Below are 22,359 nucleotides of genomic sequence, written 5' to 3'. Positions count from 1 at the left end.
ACCAGCTTGTCGAGGTGGTCGAGCCCGTTGATCCGGGTGTGCCGGCCGGGCACCTGCCGCGCACCGTTGAGCTTGTTCGCCAGGACGGTCGCCAGAATGTCGTTGACCAGCGTCGACTTCCCGGAGCCGGAGACGCCCGTCACCGATGTCAGCACGCCGAGCGGGAAGGCCACATCGATGCCGCGCAGATTGTGTTCGTTCGCGCCGACCACGGTGAGCTGCTTCTTCTTCGACACCGGCCGGCGTACCAGCGGCACCTCGATCACCTCGCGGCCGGACAGGTAGGCGCCGGTCAGCGAGTTCGGATCCTCGAGCAGGCCCGGGTACGGGCCGCTGTAGACGACCTGGCCGCCGTGCTCGCCGGCCAGCGGGCCGATGTCGACGACCCAATCCGAGGAGTGGATGGTGTCCTCGTCGTGTTCGACCACGATGAGCGTATTGCCGAGATTGCGCAGCCGCGTGAGGGTTTCGATCAGACGCCGGTTGTCGCGCTGATGCAGGCCGATGGACGGCTCGTCCAGCACGTACAGCACGCCGACCAGTCCCGAGCCGATCTGGGTGGCCAGCCGGATCCGCTGCGCTTCACCACCGGACAGCGTCGCCGCCGCCCGCGACAGCGTCAGATATTCCAGGCCGACGTCGAGCAGGAAGCCCAGCCGCGCCTGGATCTCCTTGAGTACCTGACCGGCGATCGCGGCCTCCCGCTCCCCCAGTTCGAGCGAGTTCAGGAAGCGTGAGCAGTCGCGGATCGAGAGATCACACACCTCCGCGATGGAACGGCGCCCGCCCTCGGCGTTGAGGGTGACGGCCAGAATCTCCGGGCGCAGCCGCGCACCACTACAGACCGGGCACGGCACATCGCGCATGTACCCGTCGTAGTGCTCCTTCATCTGCTCGGATTCGGTGCTCTCCAGCCGCCGCTGCAGGAACGGCATCACGCCCTCGAAATCGGCGTAGTAGGACCGCTTGCGGCCGTAGCGGTTGGTGTAGGACACGTGCACCTGGTCGGAGCTGCCCTCGAGCACCGCCTTACGGGCCTTGAGCGGCAACGTGTTCCACGGCGCGTCCATCGAGAAGCCGATCGCCTCGGACAGGCCGGACAGCAACCGGTTGAAGTATTCGGCGGTCTGCCCGCGCGACCACGGGGCGATCGCGCCGTCGTTGAGGCTCAGTTCCGGATCGGGTACCACCAGATCCGGATCGACCTCCTTGCGAATGCCGAGACCGGTGCAGTCCGGGCAGGCGCCGTAGGGCGAGTTGAAGGAGAACGACCGCGGTTCCAGATCCTCGATATCGAGCGGGTGGCCGTTCGGGCAGGCCAGTTTCTCGGAGAACCGCCGCTCGCGGTCGTGTGCGTGCTCGTCGCGGTCGACGAAGTCCAGGACCACGATGCCGTCGGCCAGCCGCAGCGCCGTCTCGATCGAATCCGTCAGTCGCTGTTTGGAAGTCGGCTTCACCGCCAAGCGATCGATCACGACCTCGATGTCGTGCTTCTCCTGCTTCTTCAGCTTCGGCGGCTCGGTGAGCGGATACACCACACCGTCGACGCGCACCCGGGAGTAGCCCTGGGTGTTGAGCTGGTCGAACAGGTCCACGAATTCGCCCTTGCGGGTCCGCACCACCGGGGCCAGCACCTGGAAGCGGGTGCCGGGCTCCATCTCCAGCACCTGATCCACGATCTGCTGCGGGGTCTGCTTGGCGATCAGCTCACCGCAGACCGGGCAGTGCGGCGTTCCGGCGCGGGCATACAGCAGTCGCAGATAGTCGTAGACCTCGGTGATGGTGCCGACCGTCGAGCGCGGATTGCGGTTGGTCGACTTCTGGTCGATCGACACCGCCGGGGAGAGTCCCTCGATGAAATCCACATCGGGCTTGTCCATCTGCCCCAGGAACTGGCGCGCGTACGCCGACAGCGATTCGACGTAGCGGCGCTGGCCCTCGGCGAAGATGGTGTCGAAGGCGAGGCTCGATTTACCGGACCCGGACAGTCCGGTGAACACGATGAGGCTGTCGCGTGGCAGGTCGAGGTCCACTCCCTTCAGGTTGTGCTCCCGAGCTCCGCGCACGGTCAACAGATCCGCCACCGGCTGTCCCTTCTCGATCGAAATTCGGCGTCCAGAATCTCCCCGGACGCCATGCTAGGCACACCCACCGACAAGTTCGGCGACACGACCGCGGGCGGGCTCGTCGGCACCGCCGCGAGCGGGCCCGGTGGTCACGCCGGACCGAGCACCACCACGGAGTTGTGCCCGCCCATACCGAGCGAGGTCTTCACCGTGAATCCGCCGTCGAACGGGGTGGGTCCGTCCAGCAGGCGAGGATGCGCCTCGGCCACGATCGGCGGCGCCACCACGACGCCGCGCTCGTAACCCAGGGCCGTCGCCGCGATCTCGACGCCGGCCGCCGCACCCATGCAATGCCCGGTCAGCGGTTTGATCGAATAGACCTGCGGGCGGTCGTCGAAGATCCGCGCCAGCACGGCCCGTTCGGCCACATCGCACTGCCGGGTTCCCGGACCGTGGGCGTTGTAGTAGCTCACGTCCCCGGGGCGCACCCCGGCCCGGTCCAAGGCGCGGTGCGTACAGTCCAGTATCCGCTCCAGACCGGGGTCCACGGACACGACGTGATAAGCGTCATTGGTCATCGCCCCGCCGAGCATCGCGCAGTACGGCCGCTCCACCTGCCGGGAGACGACGAACGCCACCGACGCCTCGCCGAAGCTGAACCCGCGGCTGCCCTCCTGGAACGGCCGGCACGCCTCCAGCGGATCGGCGTCGATCACCGCCGCGCCCATCTGGACGAAGTGGTGGACCATATCGGGGCTCGCCGACAGGTCGGTGGTCACGCACACGACGTCGTCGGCGAACCCCTGATCCAGCCACATCTGCGCCGTGATCAGCGCGACGTTGGCCGAACTGCAGGCCGCCGAGACGTTCATCGACGGTCCGTGGAAGCCGAACTCCTGCATCAGCAGCGAAATCGGGGTCGAGGGCAGCAGCCGCAGATAGTCGCGGGAACGGCGGCGGCTGTCGTCGGTGAGGTAGAAATCCTCCCAGTCCCGCACATCGCCGAGCACGATCGCGTGGATCACCCCGACCGTGCCGCCCGGACGCCAGCCTCGTTCGGTCGCATCGGCGATCGCCTCGCGCGCGGCCTCATGCACCGCGCGGGCGTAGCGGCTCGGGCTCAGCGACTCGTCGCCGCCGTCGGGTACCAGCGCGACCCACGCGTATTCGTCGCGATCGAGGCCGTAGCCGGGGTAGAGCCGGGCGGCCGCCTTACCGGTGTGCAGACCGCGCCACAGCGTTTCCCGGCCCCACCCGTAACCGCTGACCACGCCGATACCTGCGATCGGCATACGATCTTGATATTCTCGAATTGATATCGGGGTTGTGTTCGGCATTCACGCTCCTACACCCGGCCTGGGCCACTGCCTCCGGCGTCACACCCGGTCCGGTCCCCCGACCGGACCGAACCCGAACCCGACAGCGTACCCTCCGCCGATACCGCGGGAACGGGCACCTGTCATGATCACTCACAGGCCCGATTAGAACCTGAACTGTGACCGAACCAATACCGTCCGCACTGTGATCCGCGGTACGTCACCATCAGAATGATCCCGTGCGCCAATTGACCTGAACAGACCATGATCAGGGGGTTACATGTGGTTGAGGCAGGTGAGAACCGGTCCGACGGCGTAATGGATGCCGAACAACTCGCCCAGCGGTACCGCACGCTGGTCGAGCACAGTCCCGACGGTGTCGTCGTGCACGAGGACGGCGTCGTCGTCTTCGCCAATCCGGCGATCGTGCGGCTGCTGGCCGCCCCGGGAGTGGACGAGGTGGTCGGACATCCGGTCGCCCAGTTCGTGGCGCATCGCGACGTGCCGGCGATGCTCGAGCGTATCGACCGGCTGCATCAGACCGGCGACGCATCCGAAACAGCGGAGATGACCCTGATCCGCTGCGACGGCCAGGCCGTCGACGTCGAGACGGTCTCGGTGCTCACCGTCTGGCAGAACCGGCTCGCCTATCAGGTGGTGATCCACGACCTCACCGCGCAGCGCCGGGCCGAGGCCGCGCAGCGCCGGGCCGAACACCATTTCACGGCCGTGGTGTCGCAACTCGAGGAGGGTGTGGTCGTCATCGACCGCGAGGGCCGGATCGAATCGATCAACCCGGCGGCGCAGCGCATCTTCGGTCAGGACGGCGACAATCTGATCGGCCGCCGCATCGACTCGCTGCCGCTGGCGCTGCTGGACGCGAACGCCCAGCCGCTGGCGCCGAGCCATCACCCGGTGGCGCGGACGCTGGCCACCGGGGAAACCATCTCCCGCTACGTGTTCGGCGTGGACCGCCCGGACGGGCAGCGGCGTTGGCTGTCGGGTTCGAGCCGGTTGCTCAATCCGGGGGCACCCGACTCGCCGGCCGTCTCCTCGTTCAACGACGTCACCGAATTCCGTGCCAGCCGAAGGCAATTGGAGTATCAGGCGACCCACGATCCGCTCACCGGGCTGGCCAATCGCTCGCTGGTGCTCTCGCGGCTGGCGACCGCGCTGGGCGTCGACGAACAGTCGCCGGTGTCGAACGTGCTGTTCATCGACCTCGACGGATTCAAGGCCATCAACGACACCCTGGGCCACGCGATCGGCGATACCGTGCTGCAGATCGTGGCCCAGCGGCTGCAGCGCGGCCTGCGCACCGACGACGTGGTGGGCCGCATCGGCGGCGACGAATTCCTGGTGCTGCTGTCCGGCCGCACCCAGCCCGACGATCTGGACGGACTGATCACCCGGCTGCGCCAGACGATGGCCGAGCCGATCATCGCGCGCGGCCATCGCATCCACATCGAGGCCTCGATCGGTGTCACCGCGCTGCGCCCGGGTGATCCGCGCACTCCCGAAGCCGTGCTGCACGACGCGGATCTGGCGATGTACCGTGCCAAGCCGGCGACCTCCGAGAGCAACGCGCTGGGACGGCGGCCCAACAACACCCACGCCTCCTGAAAGATCCGCGGATGATCCTCGAACACGCGCTGCTGCCCGTCCGGCCCGGACGCACGGCCGAATTCGAGGCGGCGTTCGAGCAGGCGCGCCCCCTGATCGCCCGGGCGCCGGGGTTCCGGTCGCTGACGCTGTCGAAATCCGCCGAGTCACCGAACACTTATCTGCTGCTGGTGGAGTGGGAGCAGCTGCGCGATCACACCGAGGGTTTCCGCGGCTCCGCGGACTATCAGGCCTGGAAGCGACTCCTGCATCACTTCTACGATCCGTTCCCGGTGGTGCAACATTTCACTACCGTGTTCGCGGCGCGTTCACCTGCGACTACGGCGAGGCCGGCGAACCCCAACTAGACTCGACGATTCCGTTCTCTTCGCGCGCGGCCCGCTCGGCCCCTGTGGTGACAAGGAGTTCCGTTTTGCCCGACCGCCTCACCGAGGATCGCCCCGCCACCGATCGCGCCGCCGAACTGGAGCGGGAGCAGAGCTATCTCACCCTGCTGTATCAGCGGCTGGACGGTATGCGCGAATACGCACAGCGCCGGCTGCGGACGGTGTTGCTGGAAACCGGCGGCACCCCGCAGGCCCGCAGCGAACGCGAATCGTTCACCCAGCTCTACTCCGAGGATCTGGCCAAATACGACGCCGCCGAGAACGGGCTGTGCTTCGGCCGGATCGATCTGGCGGCCGAGAACCCGACGGCTGCGGACACGGAGGACACCGGCGACGCGGGCGAGTACCGCTACATCGGCAGGCTCGGCATCCTCGACGAGGACGACGACTACAACACCCTGCTGCTGGACTGGCGGGCCCCGCTGGCCCGGCCGTTCTACCTCGCCACCACCGCCGCCCCCGACGGCGTGACCCGGCGCCGGCACATCCGCTCGCGCAATCGCAACGTGACCGGAATCAGCGACGAATACCTCGATCTGGAGATGGCCCGGCGCGCCGGCGCGATCGAGTCCGACGACGGTGGCGTCGGCAGTGAGAGCGCCCTGCTCACCGCGCTGAACGCGGCGCGCACCGGCCATATGACCGATATCGTCGAGACGATCCAGAGCGAGCAGGACGCCATCATCCGCTCCGAACACCGCAGTGTCCTGGTGGTCCAGGGCGGTCCGGGTACCGGGAAGACGGCGGTCGCGCTGCACCGCGCGGCGTATCTGCTCTACACCTACCGTCAGCAGCTCGACAAGGCCGGTGTGCTGATCATCGGCCCCAATTCCACCTTCCTCGACTACATCGGCCAGGTGCTGCCGTCACTGGGCGAGACCGGTGTGCTGTTGTCCACGATCGGCAATCTGTATCCGGGAGTCGAAGCGACACTGGAGGATTCGCTGCGCGCGGGCGAACTCAAGGGTTCGCTCGACATGCTCGATGTGCTGAAGAAAGCGGTGCGCGACCGGCAGGAGGTGCCGCGCGACCCGGTTCGCCTCGACTTCGACGGGTACGAGCTGACGCTGGATCGCAAGATCGCCACCCGCGCTCGCGGCCGGGCCCGCTCCTCGCGCCGACCGCACAACCTGGCCCGCCCGATCTTCGCCGCCTCGGTGGTCGACGCCCTGACCGACCAGCTGGCGCAGATCATCGGTAAGGACCAGTTCGCCGACACGGTCGACGAGGCCGATGCCGCCGCCGGCCGCCGTCCGTCGAATACCGGGCGCAATCTGCTGAGCCAGGCCGACCTCACCGAGATCCGCGACGAGATGCGCGCCGACGCCGGCATCCAGCGCGCGATCGCGCAGTTGTGGCCGATCCTGACCCCGCAGCAGGTGCTCGCCGACCTGTGGGCCGAGCCCGAGCGGCTGGCGCATGCCGCGGACCGGCTCAGCGCCGAGGACCGCAAAGAACTGTTCCGCGCCCTCGACCCGGCGAGCGGGCCGGCGTTCGCGGCCGCGGACGCGCCGCTGCTCGACGAGCTGGCCGAATTACTGGGCATCGACGACGCCGAGGAGCGGGAGCGCTCACGGCGTCGGTGGCGCGCGCAGCTGGCCGAGGCGCAGGAGGCGCTCGACATCCTGACCGGTTCCGCGCCGCAGGACCTCGAAGACGATCTGGATCCGGAAATCCTGATGGCCTACGACCTGATCGACGCCGGCCAGCTCGCCGAACGCCAGCATGTACGCAATCGCCAGACGACCGCCGAGCGGGCCGCCGGCGATCGCAGCTGGACCTACGGACACGTGATCATCGACGAGGCGCAGGAGCTGTCGGAGATGGCGTGGCGAATGGTGATGCGGCGCATTCCGAACCGCTGGGTGACGGTGGTCGGCGATGTGGCGCAGACGGGCGATCCCGCGGGCGCGTCGTCGTGGCAGCGGATGCTGGAACCCTATGTGGCACAGCGCTGGAAGCTCACGGAACTGACGGTCAACTACCGCACCCCCGCCGAGATCATGGCGGTGGCCGCCGATGTGCTGGCGGCGATCGATCCGGGGGCGACCATCCCGCGGTCGGTCCGGGAATCCGGTTTTCCCCCGCAGGCCGTGCAGGTCGGGGCCGGCGGTTCGCTGGCCGCGGTCACCGAACTCGTCGCCGCCGAGGCCGGCAGGCCGGGTATCACGGCGGTTCTGGCCCCGCATGCGACGGTGAGCGAATTCGCCTCGCTGGCGGGCGATTCCGTGCAGGTGCTGACGGTGGCGGAGGTGAAGGGCCTGGAGTTCGACGCGGTCGTGCTGGTGGAACCGCAGGCCATCCTGGACGAATCACCGCGTGGGCTCAACGATCTGTATGTGGCGCTGACCCGTGCCACCCAGCGATTATCGGTGGTTCACACCGGCACGCTGCCCGAGGTCCTCGGCGCATTGCGCTGAGGCCCCGGGCGGCCGGTCATGCGGACGTCAGCGGACGGTGTGCACGATCAGGACGTCGCTGCGCGACTTGCGGGCGACATCGGAGGGCACCGAGCCGAGCAGGCGCCCGGCCAGGGTGTTGAGGCCGCGGTTACCGACGACCAGCAGATCGGCCTCCACCTCCTTGACCAGGTTCAGCAGCGATTCGACGGGTTCGCCGACGACGGCCCGCTCCACGATGTTGGTCGCCCCGGCGGCGGCCGCCTTGTCCCGCGCGATCCGCAGGATCTCGTTGGTGGGCGCCGAGCCGCGCACCTGGTAGGCCTCGTCCTTGAGGACGTCGGCCGCGGCGGCCACATCGCGGTCGTCGGTCGGGTAGTACGCGCACGCGACGTACAGGGTGGCGCCCGCGTCGCCGGCCAGCGCGGCAGCCTTCTCGACAGCGACATACGACGAATCCGAGCCATCGGTACCGACGACAATGGACCGGTAGGCGGTCATCTTTCCTCCAAACGTACAAGTGGGCGGATGCCTGCGCGCAATTCCGGAGCAGAAACCCGCGCGGGCAACTGCGCTAGACCATAACCGTTATCGTGCCGGAATCATCGACAATCGCAATACATCACATCGGTGCGCCCCGCGATCCCCAGGACACATTAGCCGCCCGCGCCGCCGAGCGACCCGCCTCACCAGCGCCGATCCCGAATCCGGCGGCGTCGCGCTGCGATCGTCGTCGCAGTGGTGAACCCGGTTGCGGCCCTGGGATTTTCGTCACAGAAGGGCTTTCACCAATTGCACGGACCGCGATTGCCCGGGTGCACAGAGCGCACCCGGGCGTGATGGTGAGAACTCACAATTCACGGCGGAGAGAACCGATTCCGGCGGTTTCCGGATACGCGAGGCAATAACCGCCGAATGTGGAATGCGGGTCGTTCCGCGTTCATCAGAGGTGGAATAACGGTCCGGTGATTGTGGCGCCGAGATCGTCGACATGGGCGAAGAAGGCGAACAGCATCAGGGCCGCACCGGCCAATGCGAGATCCTTGTTGAAATGGATCATCTCGCCCTGTTTGGCCTGCGCATCGGATTCCTTCCAGAAGGGGTGCATCAGGAATGCGGTCGGCAGCAGGAAGACGAACAGCAGCAGCGCACCCAGATCGGCCCATACCCCGAGCAGCACGCTCAAGGCGCCGAGCAGCAGGACCACCCCCGAACCCAGCACCGCCTCCTTCGCCATCGGGACACCTTTGCTGCGGGCGTAGCCGGTCATCGCGTCGGCCTGGGTCAGATGCCCGATCGCCGAACTCGCGAACAATATGACGAACAGAATGCGCCCGATCAGCACCAGAACACTCATCGCCAACTCCTCTGTCGGCCGGCAGCACCGCCGCCGGGCTGGTAGTACAGCATTCAACTACTTATGAGTTCGGATATTCCCGGAACCGGGGCGGCTGAAACGAATCAGCGATCCGGCGCCGGATCGCCCGGTGCGCCATGGTGTGACAGTAGCGATGCGCGTGCGTATTCCAGCGGCGCCATTCCGATCTCGTTCGCGAATTCACGACTGAAATGGGCCTGATCGAAATAGCCGAGTTCCAGCGCCAGCGTCGCCAGATCGTCGGTACGGCCCTGTGCCAGCAGCTGGGCGCCGTCCTGGAGGCGATAGCGGCGCAGCACCCATTTCGGCCCGGCGCCGACGTAGCGGCGGAACAGGCGTTGCAGGGTGCGGATCGGGATGTCGAAACGGGCGGTGACCTGATCGACCCGGGTCAGATCGGGATCGGATTCCATCGCGGCGATGATCCGCAAGACCAGCAGGTAGTTGGCGTCGGGTGTGCGGCGGCGCGCGGCGCGGGCGAAGTAGGCGTCGACGATGTCGCGGCGCTGTTCGGCGCTGTCGGTGGCCAGCACGCATTCGGTCAGGCCCGCGGCCTCCGGCAGCACCTCGATCAGCTCGATCGCGGTATCGCGCAGGGCGCCGACGTCGATGCCGGTGAAGGCGCCGAAGCCGCCGGGCCGGAATTTGGCGGCGAAGGTCTCCCCCTTCCCCGTCAGTTCGCGCACGAATTTGCCGGTGGTCACGCCGTTGACGAATCCGCCGGTACGGGTGGCGGACCGCTCGAAGCTGACGTTGACCGAGGGGAACGGCAGCACCTGCGCCCGATAAGGCGGCCGGCCGCGCAGATCCCAGGAGACCGACCAATACCACTCGACGAATTCGGCCGTCTGCGGGCCGGCCGGCAACCGGATCAGCCTGCGGTGACGAGCCTGCTCGCGGGGATGCAGGATGCCCTTGGTGACCTCCGGCGGAGGCACCGGAACCGGAGGCAGCGCAGCGCCTTTCGCGCGCTCGTCACCGGCCGGCACGGCCCGTCTCCCGCCGCGGTCGAGACTGTCGCTTTCTTACAAGATCCATTCCCCGCGATGGCCGAGAGTTGTTCCTATGAGCAAAGACGTCGATCCGATTCCCGAGGGTTATCACTCCATCAACTGTTTCCTGGCCGTACCCGACGGCAACAAGGCCATCGAGTTCTACTCCGCGGTCTTCGGCGCGAAGGTGCTCAGCCGCAACGACCTTCCCGACGGGCAACCGGCGCACGCCGAACTGGCGATCGGCGATTCCACCATCCAGATGGGTATGCCCATCCCCGAACACGGGGTGCGCGCACCCGAATCGGACTGGGTGCACACCAGCATCGTGCATTACTGCCCCGATGCCGACGCGGTCGTCGCCCGCGCCGCCGAACACGGCGCCGCCCGGGTCGAGGAGCCGCAGACGTTCGTCACCGGCGACCGCTACGGGCTGGTGATGGATCCGTTCGGACATCGCTGGGTGGTCATGACCCGGGTCGAGGACGTCTCGCGCGAGGAGGCCGAGCGCCGGGTCGACGAGTGGATGGCCACGCAGAGCTGACGCGGGCCGCGCGGGTGCCCCGGCCCGGCCGGGGCACCGCCGCGTACGCGGGAAAGACGCTGCGCGAGAGCTCATTTCAGCCCGGCGGCATCCATACCACGCAACTCCTTCTTCAGGTCGGCGATCTCGTCGCGCAATCGCCCGGCCAGCTCGAACTGCAATTCGCGGGCGGCGTTCATCATCTGATCGGTCAGCTGGGCCACCAGATCCGCCAGTTCCGCGCGCGGCATATTCGCGATATCGCGGCCCTCGTACACCCCGGCGCTCACCGCGCGGCCGGGTTCACCCTGGGCTCGGCGGCCGCGGCTGGCATTGCGCCCGGATCCGCCGACCTCCACCTCGGTCTCGTCGGCCTCGCGGTAGACCTGATCGAGGATGTCGGCGATCTTCTTGCGCAGCGGTTTCGGATCGATGCCGTTGGCTTCGTTGTAGGCCACCTGCTTGGCCCGCCGCCGCTCGGTCTCGTCGATGGCCTGGCGCATCGAATCGGTCACCTTGTCGGCGTACATGTGCACTTCGCCGGAGACGTTGCGCGCGGCACGCCCGATCGTCTGGATGAGGCTGGTGGCGCTGCGCAGGAAGCCCTCCTTGTCGGCGTCCAGGATCGCGACCAGCGACACCTCCGGCAGGTCGAGGCCCTCACGCAGCAGGTTGATGCCGACCAGCACGTCGTATTCGCCCAGCCGCAGCTGCCGCAGCAGTTCGACGCGGCGCAGGGTGTCGATCTCCGAATGCAGGTAGCGCACGCGCACACCCATGCCCAGGAGATAGTCGGTGAGATCCTCGGCCATCTTCTTGGTGAGGGTGGTGACCAGTACGCGTTCGTCGCGTTCGGTGCGGGTGCGGATCTCGTGCACCAGATCGTCGATCTGGCCCTTCGTCGGTTTGACCACCACCTGCGGGTCGACCAGTCCGGTCGGGCGAATCACCTGTTCGACGAATTCACCGCCGGTACTGCCCAGTTCGTACGGGCCGGGCGTCGCCGACATGTATACGGTCTGCCCGATCCGGTCGGCGAACTCCTCCCAGGTGAGCGGGCGGTTGTCCACCGCCGAGGGCAGCCGGAATCCGTATTCGACGAGGTTGCGCTTGCGCGACATATCGCCTTCGTACATGCCGCCGATCTGCGGCACGGTCACATGCGACTCGTCGATGATCAGCAGGAAGTCCTCCGGGAAGTAGTCGAGCAGCGTCGCCGGCGCCGAACCGGCCGGACGGCCGTCGATATGCCGCGAATAGTTCTCGATACCGGAGCAGAACCCGACCTGACGGATCATCTCCAGGTCGTATTGGGTGCGCATGCGCAGCCGCTGTGCCTCGAGCAGTTTGCCCTGCCGCTCCAGGTCCGCGAGCCGCTGTTCGAGTTCGGTCTCGATATCGGCGACCGCGCGCTCCATCCGATCCGGCCCGGCCACGTAGTGGGTGGCCGGGAAGATGCGCAGGGTGTCGACCTGGCGCACCACATCGCCGGTGAGCGGATGCAGGTAGTACAGCGCCTCGATCTCGTCGCCGAAGAATTCGATGCGGACCGCGAGTTCCTCGTAGGAGGGAATGATCTCGACGGTGTCGCCGCGCACCCGGAACGAACCGCGGGTGAAGGCCATGTCGTTGCGCGTGTACTGGACATCGACCAGCAGGCGCAGCAGCCGGTCGCGCTCGACCTCGGTGCCGACCTCGAGCTGCACCGAGCGGTCCAGATAGGACTGCGGGGTACCCAGACCGTAGATACACGAGACCGAGGCGACCACCACGACATCGCGGCGCGAGAGCAGGCTCGAGGTCGCCGAATGGCGCAGCCGCTCCACGTCGTCGTTGATCGAGGAGTCCTTCTCGATGTAGGTATCGGTCTGCGCGATGTACGCCTCGGGCTGGTAGTAGTCGTAGTAGGAGACGAAGTACTCCACCGCGTTGTGCGGCAGCATCTCGCGCAGCTCGTTGGCCAGCTGGGCGGCCAGGGTCTTGTTCGGCGCCATGACCAGGGTCGGGCGCTGGACCCGCTCGATCAGCCAGGCCGCGGTGGCCGATTTGCCGGTACCGGTGGCGCCGAGCAGCACCACATCCTTCTCGCCACCACGCAACCGCCGCTCCAGCTCCGCGATCGCGGCAGGCTGGTCACCGGCGGGCCGATGCTCGCTGACGACCTCGAACCGCCCCTCGGAGCGTTCGATCGCCCCGATCGGCCGGAATTCCGAATGCGCCAGCGGCTGCTCGCCGGGTGCGTCCGAATCCGCGGGGATCTCCGTTGCGAAAGCCATGGTCACCAGGGTAAGCCGCGGCACTGACAAGTTCCGGCGCCGTGATCGCGGGCACAGCGACGCACCCGTCGATCATTTTTCGGCCACGACCGCGTATCGGCAGGCACCGGCCCGACCCGGGGTGGTCCGGTCGCCGCCTTGTCACGGCGACCGCGGCACCGGATGCGCCGACCGCTCACGGCAACCACACGGCAAAACCAGCGGCCAGCCGGATGCGAGGACCACACTGCGGGCTCGGCCGACGCGCCCGCATCCACACCGGCCGGCATCGTCCACCCCGAACCGGAGCCGCCGTCCCGGACGTCGGCACAACCGGCCGGCGGCCGAACCCGTTCAACCCTCCGGAACACGCCCTATCCCGATCATTTCGACCGGACCGGCGTCACCGACACCACAATTCACGGCCGCCTCGTTCGGACATTTCGAACAATTCGATTCATGCCATCGCCTTTCGGCCGGAAAGGGCCGAACGCACTGCCTGGCAGAATAATTCGACAATTCACCCATAGGGACGGCACAGTCCCGCACAGCGGCGCCACCGAAGCGCCGCAGCCGACCATTACGACGGGCCCGGCCCGAGGTTTGCCGGGGCCGCGGGAGCATTGCCCCGGCAACCGCGCGCGCAGCAGTGAATCAAGCGACCAGATGCCCGAAATGTCTGGTAGAGCAGGGCGGCTCGACGATCACGACACGGCCGAATCAGCCGGATTCCGTGTCGTTTTCACCCCGCCGGAGGGGGTTGCCCGGGTGTACGCTGATCCGGTCGGAAGTCGAGAAGGGCAAGTGTTATGGCCGGTTTCCTCGCTGAACGTGTCACCCGGACTCTGCGCACTGCCGCGCCCAATGGAGTCAGCCCAATGCCGTCGAATCGCAACATTCCGGGCCGAAAAACACCGATTCCGGTGCCATCGTCGGGTACGGCACACAGACCGCACGTCGAATATTTCGACATCGCCGATCTCACCAGAACCGATTCCCGCGGTTTCGTCCATTCGGTCGACAGTTATCACGCCGAGCCGTGGGGTCTGTATCTGGTCCGGGCGGCCGATACCCCGCCCTACCGCTACACCGAGACCTGGCTCCTGCCCAAGCAGTCGGTCCGCGTCACCATGCATCACGTCAACGCGGCACACGATCGCGATCCGATCTATCACATCTATATCGGCAACTTCGCCAAGATCGAGCCGAAGCGCTGGCGGGCCGAGTACCACTACATCGACATCGTCGCCCGCAACGGCCACGTCTGCGAGCTGCACGGGGTCGACGAACTGTTCGCCGCGCACGCGGCCGGCCACGTGTCGGCCGAGACGGCCCAGCGGGCGTTCGAGCAGGCCACCGCCGTCGTCGACGGTATCGCCTCGCATGATCACAACTTCGAACGCTGGCTCACCACCCAGGGCGTCACGCTGCACTGGCTGTGATCCCGTCACCACCCGCTCGCGCCGATGATCATCGAATCGCGGCGCGAGCGGGCGTTTCGCGGGCCGGCGGCGGTAGATTCGGGGCATGACGCAGGGGCATGTGGTCGATCTGCATCGGCCGAAGATCGAGTACTTCGACCTGGCCGGGTCCACCAATACCGATCCCAAGGGTTTCGTGCGGCCGGTCGAGACGTATCGGATCGAACCCTGGGGCCTCTACATGGCCCGCCCCGCGGATCATCCGGAATTCCACTACCTCGAGTCGTGGCTGCTACCGCGGCTGTCGCTCCGCGCCACCGTCTTTCACTTCCGCCCCACCCACCCGCGCGATCAGGACTTCTACCTCGATATCGGTGATTTCTCGGCGGCGGGACCGCAGATGTGGAAGTCGGTCGACCATTACCTCGACATCGTGGTTCGCACCGGTAGAGAGGCGATTCTGCTCGACGTCGACGAGTTGCTCGCCGCCCACGCCGCCGGATATCTGAGCGCGTCCGAGGCCCAGCAGGCGATCGAGGCCGCCACCACCGCCATCGACGGAATCGCCGCGCACGGACACGATTTCGAAGCCTGGCTGCGCTCCCGCGGTATCACCCTCGGCTGGCGGTGAGATCCGGCACCGCCACTCTGAATGATGGGAACGAGTCGGGCTGCGCCGAACTCTTCTCCGCGGTGGGCCCACGCCACTAGGGTCCTGCCAGGTCGGTCACGTCCCCTCGAGAACCGGGAGAGTCATGGGTGAGTCGTCGTCGTTGCGTCGTGTCGGGAATTCGGGGCTCGCGGTCTCGGTCGTCGGGCTGGGCACCAACAATTTCGGAATGAAGCTCGATCTCGAGCAGAGCAGAGCGGTGCTGCACGCGGCGCTCGACCACGGCATCACTCTGATCGATACCGCCGACTCCTACGGGGAATCGGAGCGGAGAATCGGCGAGATCCTGCAGGGCAGACGCGACGATGTCGTGATCGCGACCAAGTTCGGCAACGATGTGCGCCGCCTCGGCGGAGACAACGGCGAGGATTGGGGCGCGCGTGGCTCACGCCGCTACATCCGCCGTGCGGTCGAGCAGTCGCTGCGCCGGCTGCGCACGGACTGGATCGATCTCTACCAGCTTCATCGCCCGGATCCGGCGACACCGATCGAGGAGACGCTGTCCGCGCTGGACGATCTCGTCCACGAGGGCAAGATCCGGTACCTGGGCCATTCCAACTTCACCGGCTGGCAGACCGCGGACGCCGAATGGACCGCACGCACCCGCAATCTCGAGCGGTTCATCAGCGCGCAGAACGAATACAGCCTGCTGCAGCGTGGGATCGAGGCCGATCTGGTGCCGGCGCTCGAGCACTACGGGATCGGTCTGCTCCCCTACTTCCCGCTGGCGAGCGGTCTGCTCACCGGTAAGTACAAACGCAGTGTGCCCGCGCCCGAAGGCAGCAGAATTCAGGCGTGGGGCCGGGAGTCCGCACTCACGGACGCGGCTTTCGACATCGTGGAACAGCTGGAGGATTTCGCGGCGCAACGGTCGATCACGCTGCTCGACGTCGCCATCGGCAGTCTCGCCGCGCAGCCCGCGGTGAGTTCGGTGATCGCCGGCGCCACCTCACCCGAACAGGTCGAGGCCAATGTGCGGGCCGGGCAGTGGCAGCCCACCGCCGAGGACCTCGCGGAGATCGACCGAATCACCTCCGTATCGCACTGACAGCGCAGCGGCGCCCGGCGGGAAAATCCGCCGGTGCGCCCCTTGTCAGGCGCGCGGAACCCGCTCGTAGACCTTGTCGAACCACGGCTCTTTCACCGACAGGTACGCCTCGACGGCCTCGTGTCCCACCGTGCCCGTCGCCTCCGCCTCCCCGCGGCGCTTGATCTCCAGGTACTCGGCGCGGGCCTCGGCGTCGGCACGCAACCAGTCACGGAAGTCCAGGGCGAACCGCTGTCCGGGCGAACCGTCCACGCGCACATGGACATTCGCGAGCCGCCCGGGATCGGCATTGCCGTGCAGGCGTTTCGCCCACAGCTCGGCGTCGGTGCCCGCGGGATCCTGGGACGTCGGCTTCGGGTTGTCGCCGGTGACCGAGTCGATCCGCGGAAAACCGGCGCCGGCCAGACGATCTCGCAGCGCGTCGGCCGTCGCGAGGTCGGCGACCGTGATCTGGATGTCGACGACATCCTTGGCGGCCAGCCCCGGTACGGCGGTGGAACCGATGTGATCGATGCGGCGCGCGTCGCCACCGCAGGCCAGCCACAGCCGGCCGATCAGCCGCTGCGCCTGCGCCGGCCACTGCGGATCCGGCTCGACCAACCGCACCGGCCCGGTCGAGCGCGCCGGAGTCCGGGTGCGCACATTGTGTTCGAAGGGCAGCAGCCGCTGCTCCCACAGCGCCCGCACCTGCGGTGCCAGCGCCTCGGCATCGGAGTTGTTGTCCAACAGAACATCCGCGGCCGCACGCCGCTGGTCGTCACTCGCCTGCGCCTTGATCCGCGCCAGCGCGTCGGCACGGCTCACGCCACGGAACTGCTCGAGCCGGTGCACGCGAGTCTGCTCGTCGGCCATCACCACCACGACGAGATTCATCATCGCGCCGAGATTGTTCTCGACCAGAAGCGGAACATCCTGCACCACAACGGCGTCCGCGGGCGCGGCGGCGATCAGGTCGGTGGTGCGCCGGCCGACCAGCGGATGGGTGATCGAGTTCAGCGTCGTGCGGGACTGCTCGTCCGCGAAGGCGACCGCCGCGAGCGCCGGGCGGTTCAAACTGCCGTCCTCGGCCAGAATCTCCGGGCCGAACGCCGCGACCAGTGCGGCCAAGCCCTCGGTTCCGGGTTCGACGACCTCGCGGGCGATGGCGTCGCTGTCGACCAGCACCGCCCCGTGTTCCACCAGCAGCCGCGCCACCGTCGACTTACCCGCTCCCATGCCTCCGGTGAGACCGATACGCAACATTTTCCCAGTCTCGCATCCACTGCCGGCGTCCGCGTCCCCACCCCGGCCGCAGGGCGATCGGGCCGATTACCCATCGCGCGTTTCTTTTTCACCTCATCCGCGCGGTATTACCCATTCCGTGACGCCGGTGATATCAATTCGCAACTTTTTCCGCCCGATACCGACCTGGAGTCGGCAACTTTCCGACACGCCGGGCCCGAAGTCACGCAAAATCCGCAGCCCCACACTTTTGTTCCGCTACTGTTTCGCCGCGGGCGATCCAGGCCAACCGAGCTAGCGAAGGACGATCATTGGGCACCACACACATCCAGTCGGGTCGCCACCGGCTGGGTTTGGCAGGCACCGTGCACTGCATTCGGATACCCGCCGTTGCGGCAGCACTGGCCGAACATCGCCGTTCGTGGTTGACCGCCCTACTCAGCCCGGCGCGGCACAGCTTCGCGGCCATGCGCAGCCGGAGCGGCGCCACCCGCTGGATTCCCGCCACGGCGAGCTGATCAGTACCTCGAACGTTCGCCGGCCCACCTCGGATGCGGTGGGCCGCCCGTTTTTCACACCAGGCCGCTCGGGCTCCGGCGCGCGCCCGGTTCCTGGCTCGGCATCGCATTCGGCGGGACCGGATAGGGAATTCCCTTATCCTCGGTACCGAGCGCGATATTCGGCCCGCATTGCGCGAGCGCGGCATCCGATTTCGGTTTCGGATCGGTAATTCGCGGCGGCACGGAATCGGGCGTGGAACCGAAATCGAATGCCGAGGTCATATCGCCGGTGACGCTGCGCCGCCAGGCGGTCACATTCGGCACCTCCACACCGAAACGGCGTTCCAGCAAACGCAATTGCGAGGTGTGGTCGAAGGTTTGCGAGGCGACCAGCCCGCCGCGTGAATACGGCGAGATGACGAAGCACGGGACGCGGTAACCCAATCCGATCGGGCCCGCGACACCCTTGGCCGCCGGCACCCGGCCGAGATCCACCGTCAGATACTCCCCCGGCGTGCCGGGCGGCGGGGTGGGAGGGGTGACATGATCGAAGAAGCCGCCGTTCTCGTCGTAGCTCACGATGAGCGCGGTCTTCTCCCACACCTTCGGATTGGAGGTGAGGATGTCGAGCACCTGCATGATGCCCACCGCGCCCAATGCCGGTGGCAGCGCGGGATGTTCGCAGTTCAACAGCGGCGGGATCACCCACGACACCGAGGGAAGCCGGTCGGCGGCCACGTCCGCGGCGAAGTCCTGCGGATACACCGGGGCCTTGCCGCGTCGGGCGAGTTCGGAATTCGGGTCCGCTGCCTGCTTGAAGCAGCCCATCATGCCGTCGAGGATCACCGACGAGATCGGGCCGACATCGCGGTTGTTGTAGATCTTCCAGTCGACGCCGGCCTCGGACAGGTTTTCCGGGTAGGTGCGCCAGCTGTAGGCGTTCTGCGGAATCAGCGTCGGCGTCTCCACCAGCGGCCCGCCGGCCAGACCATCGGGGTCGATGGTGGCGGAGATCCAGTACAGCCGGTTCGGGTCGGTCGGGCCGAGGACCGAGGAATGGTAGTGGTCGCAGAGGGTGAACGCATCGGCCAGCTCGTGGTGAATCGGGATATCGGCGCGGGTGTAATACCCCATGGCCGCCGGACCATTGGCAGCGCCGACACTGGCCACCGACATCGGCATCCAGCGGTCGTTGCGGCCGCCGTTCCACGCCTCGTGCATACCGCCCCAGGAATGATCGGGATCGTTGACGCATTCGCCGTCGAGGGTCGCGCCGCGGGTGGTGTCGAGCCGGAACGGGACGATGAACCCGTCGGCGGTGGGCCCGACGCCGGGTGCGTAGCCGTACTGCTTCCACGCCGGCGAGGCGTCGTCGAAACCCCGTACGCCGGACAGGGTTCCGAAGTAGTGGTCGAACGAGCGGTTCTCCTGCATCAGCAGGACGAAATGCTCGATATCACCGAGCCCGCCCATTCCCGCCGGGTCGGCCGCGTGCGCACGCTCGATGATCGGGTTCGCCCAAGCGGCCAGCGCCCCGACCCCACCGGCCGCCATGGCCTTCGCCAGAAAATCACGCCTCTTGATGCCGTCGAACAGACCCATGCCGGTGCCGAGACCTTCCACGTCGGTTGAAACAACAGTGCCGGATGACAAGACCGCGTCAGCCGACGAGACCGTGCCGGCTGACAGAGGACAGTGGCAGATCCTCGCCGAGAATAATGGACCGGCGGTAGCGACGCGGTGACGACGGACTGAATGGGCAGCCCGGAGATGGGCGAAGGCCCCGGTCCGATGGACCGGGGCCTTCGTGTCAGCTCAGCGAATTACGCGTTGCCGGACAGCTTCTCACGCAGCGCGGCGAGCTGCGCGTCGCTGGCCAGCGAACCGCCGGCCGGCTCGGAGGAGCTGGAGGACGAGCTCTGCGCGCCGCTCTCGGAGGAGTAGTTACCGGAGGCACCGCCGTTGGCGGCCTCGGCGGCGGCGTCGGCCGCCATCTTCTCCATCTGAGCGGTGTGCATCTTGTGGCGACGCTCGGCCTCGGCGTAGCGGCCTTCCCACTCTTCCCGCTGCTTGTCGAAGCCCTCGAGCCATTCGTTGGTCTCGGGGTCGAAGCCCTCGGGGAAGATGTAGTTGCCCTGCTCGTCGTAGCTGTCGGCCATGCCGTACTTCGACGGGTCGAACTCGGCGTGGTAGTCCTCGTTCGCCTGCTTCAGCGACAGCGAGATCCGGCGACGCTCCAGGTCGATGTCGATGACCTTGACCATCGCGTCGTCGCCCACGGCGACAACCTGGTCCGGCACCTCGACGTGGCGCTCGGCCAGCTCGGAGATGTGCACCAGGCCCTCGATGCCCTCTTCGACGCGCACGAACGCACCGAACGGAACCAGCTTGGTGACCTTGCCCGGCACGATCTGGCCGATGGCGTGGGTGCGGGCGAACTGACGCCACGGGTCTTCCTGGGTGGCCTTGAGCGACAGCGAAACCCGCTCGCGGTCCAGGTCGACGTCGAGAACCTCGACGGTGACCTCCATGCCGACCTCGACGACCTCGGACGGGTGGTCGATGTGCTTCCAGGACAGCTCGGAGACGTGCACCAGACCGTCGACGCCGCCGAGATCGACGAACGCACCGAAGTTGACGATCGAGGACACGACGCCCTTGCGGACCTGGCCCTTCTGCAGCTGGTGCAGGAACTCGCTGCGAACCTCCGACTGGGTCTGCTCCAGCCAGGCGCGGCGGGACAGAACCACGTTGTTGCGGTTCTTGTCCAGCTCGATGATCTTGGCCTCGATCTCCTTGCCGACGTACGGCTGCAGATCGCGGACGCGGCGCATCTCGACCAGGGACGCCGGGAGGAAGCCGCGCAGGCCGATGTCCAGGATCAGACCACCCTTGACGACCTCGATGACGGTGCCCTTGACGGCCTCGTCCTTCTCCTTGAGCTCCTCGATGGTGCCCCACGCCCGCTCGTACTGAGCCCGCTTCTTCGACAGGATCAGGCGGCCTTCCTTGTCCTCCTTGGTGAGAACGAGGGCCTCGACCTCATCGCCCACGGAAACGACCTCGGCCGGGTCGACATCGTGTTTGATGGACAGTTCGCGGGAAGGGATGACGCCTTCGGTCTTGTAACCGATGTCGAGCAGAACCTCGTCGCGGTCGACCTTGACGATCGTGCCTTCGACGATATCTCCGTCGTTGAAGTACTTGATCGTCTTGTCGATGGCGGCGAGGAAGTCCTCGGCGGAGCCGATGTCGTTGACGGCTACCTGCGGCGAGGTGACGGTGGTGGGCATATGTTGGGTTGCTCCGGACGGATTGTGGTCGGTAGTGGACATTGGAACTCTCGGTTTTGCTGTGAAGTCACAGCGGTGGAACTACGTTGACGGCCATGCACAGCACATCGCTGCGACACAGCACAACGCTGTACTCACTGCAGAAACTCACAGCACCGGCTGCGAAATCACAGCCCGCGGGCGACTTCCGAAATCCGTAACCCCTGCGCCCGGTACCGAGCGCTACAGTACCGACAGCGGCTACGCAAATGCCGAAGACACTCGCGGGAAACAGCGTACGCGACGTGAGTTACGCCAAGCAAACACGGGTCCCCGCCCGCATCATGATCATACGTCCGCTCCGAACACCGTTCCCGCACAGTGTGGTACCCGTCACGGCCGGGGAGTGATCGCCCCGCTCGCGCGCACCCCGGCGGGCACCTCCCGACGGCGTCCGCGAGGACCCGCGCCGGCCGTGCCATACGCTGCGAACCATGTCCGACGACCCGCATCCGGCTCTCCTCGACGACGCGCGCCACGCCCAGGCCAACGCCCTGCTGGGCACCGCGCGCGTGACCCGCACGAGCGTCGGCTCGGCCGCCAGCGAGCGCGCCAACCGGCGCTGGTGGGATGCCGACGCCGCGCAGTACCACGAGACCCACGCCGATTTCCTGGGCGTCGACTCCGAGGCCGGAGAATTCGTCTGGTGCCCGGAGGGCTTGCACGAGGGCGACTGGCATCTGCTGGGCGAGGTCGCCGGGCGCCGGGTGCTCGAGATCGGCTGCGGATCGGCGCCGTGTTCGCGCTGGCTCGCCGGCCGGGGCGCGCATCCGGTCGGACTGGATCTGTCGCGGGCGATGCTCGACCGCGGACTCGCGGCCATGGCGCGCGGCGGCCCGCGGGTGCCGCTGGTACAGGCCGGAGCCGAGGCGCTGCCGTTCGCGGACGAATCGTTCGATCTGGCCTGTTCGGCATTCGGCGCGATCCCGTTCGTCGCCGATGCCGCCCAGGTGATGCGGGAGGTGGCCCGGGTGCTGCGGCCGGGCGGGCGCTGGGTGTTCTCGGTGAATCACCCGATGCGGTGGATCTTCCCCGACGATCCGGGCCCGGACGGACTGCGCGCCACGATCCCCTATTTCGACCGGACGCCGTATGTCGAGGTCGACACGGACGACGAACCGATCTACGTCGAACATCACCGCACGATCGGCGATCGGGTCCGCGACATCGTCGGCGCGGGCCTGATCCTGCTCGACATCGTCGAACCCGAATGGCCGGAGTGGCTCGAG

General features: G+C 67.2%; 18 protein-coding genes. 9 read left to right on the top strand and 9 right to left on the bottom strand.

Annotated features, from left to right (window positions below):
- The coding region (gene uvrA / locus ON23_RS09535; RefSeq protein WP_039777591.1) for an excinuclease ABC subunit UvrA at positions 1–2,084 on the bottom strand (2,084 nt) is incomplete at its 3' end.
- A 131-nt stretch (positions 2,085–2,215) separates the two neighbouring features.
- The gene (locus ON23_RS09530) at positions 2,216–3,358 is read right to left on the bottom strand and encodes a beta-ketoacyl synthase N-terminal-like domain-containing protein (RefSeq protein WP_039777589.1); all 1,143 of its coding nucleotides are present in this window, start codon (positions 3,356–3,358) and stop codon (positions 2,216–2,218) included.
- Between the two features lie 306 nt (positions 3,359–3,664).
- On the opposite strand from ON23_RS09530, the gene ON23_RS09525 reads away from it, so the two are divergent.
- The 3 genes from ON23_RS09525 (at position 3,665) to ON23_RS09515 (ending at position 7,811) form a co-directional block, all read left to right on the top strand.
- A complete protein-coding gene (locus ON23_RS09525) occupies positions 3,665–5,005 on the top strand; it encodes a diguanylate cyclase domain-containing protein (protein WP_306307113.1) in 1,341 nt (446 codons plus the stop codon).
- A gap of 11 nt (positions 5,006–5,016) precedes the next feature.
- On the top strand, positions 5,017–5,352 hold the full coding sequence (locus ON23_RS09520) for an antibiotic biosynthesis monooxygenase family protein (protein ID WP_039777585.1): 336 nt from the start codon (positions 5,017–5,019) through the stop codon (positions 5,350–5,352).
- A gap of 65 nt (positions 5,353–5,417) precedes the next feature.
- Positions 5,418–7,811, top strand: a complete 2,394-nt coding sequence (locus ON23_RS09515; RefSeq protein ID WP_051042303.1) for a HelD family protein — start codon at positions 5,418–5,420, stop codon at positions 7,809–7,811.
- Positions 7,812–7,838: 27 nt separating this feature from the next.
- Here the strand turns inward: ON23_RS09515 and ON23_RS09510 are convergent, their stop codons facing one another.
- The 3 genes from ON23_RS09510 to ON23_RS09500 form a co-directional block, all read right to left on the bottom strand.
- Positions 7,839–8,291 (bottom strand): universal stress protein, encoded by a 453-nt coding sequence (locus ON23_RS09510; RefSeq protein ID WP_039777583.1) that lies wholly within the window; start codon positions 8,289–8,291, stop codon positions 7,839–7,841.
- Between the two features lie 442 nt (positions 8,292–8,733).
- The gene (locus tag ON23_RS09505) at positions 8,734–9,147 is read right to left on the bottom strand and encodes a DoxX family membrane protein (protein ID WP_039777582.1); all 414 of its coding nucleotides are present in this window, start codon (positions 9,145–9,147) and stop codon (positions 8,734–8,736) included.
- Between the two features lie 104 nt (positions 9,148–9,251).
- Positions 9,252–10,157: an AraC family transcriptional regulator gene (locus ON23_RS09500; RefSeq protein ID WP_245555923.1), complete on the bottom strand. Its 906-nt coding sequence runs from the start codon at positions 10,155–10,157 to the stop codon at positions 9,252–9,254.
- A gap of 76 nt (positions 10,158–10,233) precedes the next feature.
- Between ON23_RS09500 and ON23_RS09495 the strand changes: the two genes are divergently transcribed.
- The gene (locus ON23_RS09495) at positions 10,234–10,704 is read left to right on the top strand and encodes a VOC family protein (protein ID WP_039777581.1); all 471 of its coding nucleotides are present in this window, start codon (positions 10,234–10,236) and stop codon (positions 10,702–10,704) included.
- Positions 10,705–10,775: 71 nt separating this feature from the next.
- On the opposite strand, the gene uvrB is transcribed toward ON23_RS09495, so the two are convergent.
- Positions 10,776–12,959, bottom strand: coding sequence for an excinuclease ABC subunit UvrB (uvrB, locus tag ON23_RS09490; protein ID WP_039777597.1), 2,184 nt, complete (start codon positions 12,957–12,959; stop codon positions 10,776–10,778).
- 902 nt (positions 12,960–13,861) lie between these two features.
- On the opposite strand from uvrB, the gene ON23_RS09485 reads away from it, so the two are divergent.
- The 3 genes from ON23_RS09485 (at position 13,862) to ON23_RS09475 (ending at position 16,077) form a co-directional block, all read left to right on the top strand.
- Positions 13,862–14,380: a DUF402 domain-containing protein gene (locus ON23_RS09485; RefSeq protein WP_167331849.1), complete on the top strand. Its 519-nt coding sequence runs from the start codon at positions 13,862–13,864 to the stop codon at positions 14,378–14,380.
- Positions 14,381–14,465: 85 nt separating this feature from the next.
- Positions 14,466–14,990 (top strand): ribonuclease FAU-1 family protein, encoded by a 525-nt coding sequence (locus tag ON23_RS09480; protein ID WP_039777580.1) that lies wholly within the window; start codon positions 14,466–14,468, stop codon positions 14,988–14,990.
- A gap of 124 nt (positions 14,991–15,114) precedes the next feature.
- A complete protein-coding gene (locus ON23_RS09475; protein WP_039777579.1) occupies positions 15,115–16,077 on the top strand; it encodes an aldo/keto reductase in 963 nt (320 codons plus the stop codon).
- Between the two features lie 45 nt (positions 16,078–16,122).
- On the opposite strand, the gene coaE is transcribed toward ON23_RS09475, so the two are convergent.
- The gene (gene coaE, locus ON23_RS09470) at positions 16,123–17,319 is read right to left on the bottom strand and encodes a dephospho-CoA kinase (RefSeq protein ID WP_039777578.1); all 1,197 of its coding nucleotides are present in this window, start codon (positions 17,317–17,319) and stop codon (positions 16,123–16,125) included.
- A 290-nt stretch (positions 17,320–17,609) separates the two neighbouring features.
- On the opposite strand from coaE, the gene ON23_RS39180 reads away from it, so the two are divergent.
- Positions 17,610–17,816 carry a hypothetical protein gene (locus tag ON23_RS39180; protein ID WP_083870720.1) on the top strand — a complete coding sequence of 69 codons (207 nt, stop codon included), beginning with the start codon at positions 17,610–17,612 and terminating at the stop codon, positions 17,814–17,816.
- 54 nt (positions 17,817–17,870) lie between these two features.
- Here the strand turns inward: ON23_RS39180 and ON23_RS09465 are convergent, their stop codons facing one another.
- A complete protein-coding gene (locus ON23_RS09465; RefSeq protein ID WP_039777593.1) occupies positions 17,871–19,400 on the bottom strand; it encodes a phospholipase C in 1,530 nt (509 codons plus the stop codon).
- A gap of 221 nt (positions 19,401–19,621) precedes the next feature.
- Complete coding sequence (gene rpsA / locus ON23_RS09460; protein ID WP_039777576.1) at positions 19,622–21,091, bottom strand: 30S ribosomal protein S1; 1,470 nt, start codon at positions 21,089–21,091, stop codon at positions 19,622–19,624.
- A 473-nt stretch (positions 21,092–21,564) separates the two neighbouring features.
- Here rpsA and ON23_RS09455 point away from each other — a divergent pair.
- The coding region (locus ON23_RS09455) for a class I SAM-dependent methyltransferase (protein ID WP_039777575.1) at positions 21,565–22,359 on the top strand (795 nt) is incomplete at its 3' end.

Source organism: Nocardia cerradoensis NBRC 101014 (genome assembly GCF_000308535.1).
Taxonomy (GTDB): domain Bacteria; phylum Actinomycetota; class Actinomycetes; order Mycobacteriales; family Mycobacteriaceae; genus Nocardia; species Nocardia cerradoensis.
Note: the sequence above shows the minus strand (reverse complement) of the source record. Positions and strands in the feature narration are given on the sequence as shown.